Annotated in this window: 5 protein-coding genes; all 5 read right to left on the reverse strand. The window is 33.2% G+C overall.

Annotated features, from left to right (window positions below):
* Nucleotides 1–666 (reverse strand): transglutaminase domain-containing protein (locus J0X14_RS18950; protein WP_317194468.1); only part of this gene is annotated, 666 nt, incomplete at its 3' end.
* A 161-nt stretch (nucleotides 667–827) separates the two neighbouring features.
* The gene (locus tag J0X14_RS18955; protein WP_207099398.1) at nucleotides 828–1,712 is read right to left on the reverse strand and encodes a toxin-antitoxin system YwqK family antitoxin; all 885 of its coding nucleotides are present in this window, start codon (nucleotides 1,710–1,712) and stop codon (nucleotides 828–830) included.
* Between the two features lie 165 nt (nucleotides 1,713–1,877).
* A complete protein-coding gene (locus tag J0X14_RS18960) occupies nucleotides 1,878–2,324 on the reverse strand; it encodes a hypothetical protein (RefSeq protein WP_207099399.1) in 447 nt (148 codons plus the stop codon).
* Nucleotides 2,325–2,352: 28 nt separating this feature from the next.
* Entirely contained in the window at nucleotides 2,353–3,087 is a 735-nt protein-coding gene (locus tag J0X14_RS18965; protein WP_207099400.1) for a YqjF family protein, read from the reverse strand.
* Nucleotides 3,088–3,111: 24 nt separating this feature from the next.
* Nucleotides 3,112–3,672, reverse strand: coding sequence for a hypothetical protein (locus J0X14_RS18970; RefSeq protein ID WP_207099401.1), 561 nt, complete (start codon nucleotides 3,670–3,672; stop codon nucleotides 3,112–3,114).
* Nucleotides 3,673–3,971 lie beyond the last annotated feature (299 nt).

Consider the following 3,971-nt stretch of genomic DNA (forward strand, 5'->3'; position numbering starts at 1 on the left):
TCCATACATCAGGTTTATCGACCAATTCTTGTCTGGATTACTTTTATACACCAAATAATAATAATTGGCATCCTCCTTTAAAACAGGAATATCTTCGAAACCAATTTGAAACCAATAGGGTTTAATAAACTTTGATCCATTGAACTCCCCCAATGTTAAAGGTTCTTTTAGTAATTGCCATTTGCTTTCTTCAGGAAAATGGGTGATAATGGCTAACTCTGGATCAATGTCAAAATAAAAATCTGAAACTCCTTGATCACTAGAAGTGCCCCAAGTAGAATCCAGTAAAATCCATTTACCATCTAATTTTATGGCATTCCATGCATGTCTAAAATTATCGTCAGAATCCAATTCCACATAGTGATTCCTTTCATCCCTTATATGTCCTGAGATAATTGCAACTTCTATGTCAATTTCAAACATGAACCATTTGTATAGTCCAGCATAACCGGCACAAACACCTTTGCGATTTTCGTAGACCCTATAATAATCCTGACTCTCCCAAAAAGCAGTATCTGACACAAGGCCTTTTTCTAAATTTGATAAAAGTTCATGGTCATATACAATGTTGGACCCAATCCAATGATAAAAAAATAAAGCTTGGTCATTCTTGGATTCTAGATTTTGATTGGCGAAATCCACTAAATCCCACATGTCCAAATCCAAACTATCAGTTTTATCAACCAATATTTTTATCCTATCATTTTGAGATATAATAAAATTTGATGAGAAGACGAATATGAATAGTATCGCTAGTTTTTTCATCATTTGATTTAGCCTCATCTTTCGAATCGTTTATTTGAATTTCTTCTTATTCTTTGTTGTTATCATTTAACTTTCCGAATAATGGAATCATTGTGAAACACAGTATGCTCAATTAAGTTCTCCGAATCATCCCATTTCTTTGAATCTCCGTTTTTAACTCCATGCACATAATTCTTCAAACCTATCAAAGTCCCATTTTCATTCCAGTTCAAATATTCTCCATGTAGTTTACCAGAATCATCAAAATTCATCTCATACTTTCTTAAACCATTGAAATAGTAATAAGTATGCTTTCCGACACCAACCCCTTCTTGATTAAAATCTCCCCGGCTTTCCACCGTACGGCCATCTGGATAATAAAAAGCAGCTCGATTATCTCCAAAAATTGAACTCCATATTCCATACAGAATTCCCAAACTAATTATTGGCAAGACAATGAATCTCCACTTGGATTTCTTGCCAGGCCTTGGATGGCTGGGCTTTGGTTGACCTAAAACATCTGTATCTTCCATCGATGTTAAAATCGTTTCTTCAAACTTTATAATGTTACCTGTTCTTACAAATTTGAAATCTTCAGCGATACATTCAAATGTATTGTCTCTAAAAAAGAAAACATAATGTTTAAAAATATCATTTTCGGAATTTGGTTCCTTTGAGATTACCTTTTCATCTAATGGAAAATCTTTTGTCCAATTTGAGTTCTTTAAGTGATAAAATCCGTAATTATCAATTCCATCATCATAATATCTAAAGTCATTGAAATTATCTGAACCTGGTCCACCTAATCTATACTTTAGAACATTATTAAAAAGTAATTCTGCTTGCTCATCATCTTCTACATTATCCCAAAGAAATGGATTCAGTAAAAATTTCAAAATCAGGGTAGAACCGTTAATCGAAATCTCGGGGCTTGGAGCATTAGGTTCAGCATCAAAGTCAAAATTCAATTTGATATATGTAGGTTTTGCAATCATCGTTTATTTGAACTTTATGACAATAATTGCAACTACCAAAATGACTACAAAAATTGCCGCAGCGATATAACTGGCTTTAGTATCACTTCGAAAAAACTCTGCTATTAATTCTAGTAAATGTTCCAACCCCTTTATTTATTAGCGATAGCTTTTATATATTTTTTCAAAAAGCTCCCTTATTTCATCAATTTCTTCATGCCCACACAATTTATTGACACCATCCTTATTGTCTAGATAGAAATGGTTTGCATTTCCATCATCCTCCACTCTTATGAAATGACCTTCTGAAGAATCCATACATCCAATTTTAAAACAACAATTCCTCAGTTTGTCAATAAAATCCAAGGTAATTATTTCAGATAATCGGCTTAATTCATTCTTGAATTCCGAAATGTCATTTTTTTTATTTTCATCTTTATTTCTGCAAGGATAAATGAGATTTGAACTTCCATTCCACACCAATAGAGGTTGACACTCCATTGAATTGTAGTCATAAGTACCAAGGGTCATTTCCTTTTTATTATTGTTTTGGGATAGCAAAAGCTTACCCATCAACAAAAACACAATAAAAAAAAATACTTTCATCGTTTATTTGAACTTTGTTATAATTGTTTTATGCCATTAAAAGATTCTGACATTTATTTTTACCCCAAGCGATTACCCTAATCCCTTTGGAAAAATGTACTTTATTTGGATTTCCACCTAGTAATTTCCCAAACCTTTGATAATTCATTTCTAGAGTTTTTATGTCAATTTCATTTATTGGCCACTGCAAATGGTGAATCTCGAATTCGTTGATTGCGGTTTTCGAGTCTTGATATAGGGCATATCGTTCAATCAACCATTTATCCAGTTCTGTCTTTTCTTTAATCTCCTTGCCAATCTGATATACAACATGCATCCAATCATTAAACTCAAGGTTTGATGATTCTATCTCATTTTCAGTTCGTTTGATTGTGGAAAAACGATAGGGAAGTTCAGAAATTCCTTTAGCCACTTTACATGACAAATTTGTCCCTCCCTCAATGCTTAAAAAATAAACTCCTGATTTATCTTCTTGCTTAACATAGGTTCGAATGTTGATCTCATCAAAATTTGAAATTGGAGGAAATGAAGGAAAGTTTTTGGGCCTAATCTTTTCCATGGTAAAAGCAACAACGGAAACCCAAGGTTTCCCTTCATAAAGGTCAATTTCCAATTGATCAGGAACAAACCTTTTTAACTCTTCAATATCAACTTGCCAATGAAGAAATATCGCATTGTTCCACTCCTGATAAAATTTCCAACCTTGATTTGGGATCTCCCACGGTCTATGATTGGTTGTATTTAATATTTCTTGGATGGTCATCTTTTATTTGAACTTTTTAATCTATCATGAAACCGACAAAGTTTCGACCTTAACTATTTTCCATTTATCATTTTTCTTCAAATGATAGAGAATGTCTGCTCCACAATCTCCATTGCCAGCACATAAGAATGAGGTATAAACTATGGCCTCATTAAATTTTGAATTAAAACCAATTGCAGAGATTTGTACCATTCCAATATATGGGCCGCTCACCGATTGGTCGGTCATTACAACCAATTCGTAACGATTGAAGTCCGATATCCTTTCAATATCCCACTCCTTGTATGTCTGGAAATCCTTTATTGAAAAATCAGTTAGATTATGATAAGTAATATAATCATTCAATGATTGGATATCAGATTCTCTTAACCTGGTGTGATTTAGCACAAGAAGAGAATCATATGTTTTTGATAAATCAATCCAGCCCAATCCGTTTTCATCATCTGTTGTGTGTCCAAAAGAATGATTTAAGACCTCATTTACAATTTGATATTGCTCAATTTCATTCGGTTCGGATTTACATCCCAAAACGATAATCATTAAGGTGAGAAAGATGATTGGAAAGGTATTTGAAGTTTTCTTCATCGTTTATTTGAACTTTAGTTTTCCTCAACAAGCTCTATATAAAGCTTACCATTTAAGGGTATAAATATTTCGGTCCAATTCTCTATTTTAATTTTCACTTTTTGACTTTCAAAAATCATATCCGCAGAAACCTTATCTAAATAATTCAACGGAATAGATTCTACAATTCCGAACAATTGTAGCCTTACCCCTTTTAGGACATCGCTAAATTCATAAAATTATCATTAATGTCGTCTGTTTCGGGGAAGAATTCTTCCCCGAAACGGTTCTTGTATTCCCTTGGTGGCATATCGCCGATG

It is taken from the genome of Allomuricauda sp. CAU 1633 (assembly GCF_017313225.1).
GTDB lineage: Bacteria > Bacteroidota > Bacteroidia > Flavobacteriales > Flavobacteriaceae > Flagellimonas.